The following is a 504-nucleotide window of genomic DNA, read 5'->3' as shown; positions in this document are numbered from 1 at the left end:
CCCATACGGTCACGTAATTCTACGTGGTGGCGATAAAGGCCCTAACTTCGATGCTGAATCTGTAGATAACGCATGTAAGCAACTGGCTGAATTCGATCTACCTCAACGTTTGGTTGTAGACTTTAGCCACGCTAACTGTCAGAAACAGCACCGTAAACAGTTAGAAGTTGCACAAGACATTTGTGAGCAAATCAAATCTAACAAGAATCAAATTGCAGGCATCATGGCGGAAAGCTTCATTGTTGAAGGTAACCAGCCAATGACAGATATCAACAACCTAGAATACGGCAAGTCTATTACTGACCCATGCCTAAGCTGGGAAGATACTGCAACAATGCTAGATATGCTTGCAACAGCAATTAAAGATAGAAACTTAGCTTAAGGAAACAACACAATGCCATCATTTGACATTATCTCTGAAGTAGAAGCAGTAGAACTGCGTAACGCGGTAGACAACGCAAACCGTGAACTATCGACTCGTTTCGATTTTCGCGGCGTTGAAGC

At 42.9% G+C, this 504-nt stretch carries 1 protein-coding gene and 1 pseudogene; both read left to right on the top strand.

The window, feature by feature from the left end; genetic code table 11:
* Positions 1–382: pseudogene (locus AB4496_RS29370) on the top strand (3-deoxy-7-phosphoheptulonate synthase); the annotation flags it as partial.
* Positions 383–394: 12 nt separating this feature from the next.
* Positions 395–504 (top strand): DUF520 family protein (locus AB4496_RS29365; RefSeq protein ID WP_372105583.1); only part of this gene is annotated, 110 nt, incomplete at its 3' end.

It is taken from the genome of Vibrio sp. 10N.222.46.A1 (assembly GCF_041473595.1).
In the GTDB taxonomy this organism is placed as follows: Bacteria; Pseudomonadota; Gammaproteobacteria; order Enterobacterales; family Vibrionaceae; genus Vibrio; species Vibrio tasmaniensis_A.
Note: the sequence above shows the minus strand (reverse complement) of the source record. Positions and strands in the feature narration are given on the sequence as shown.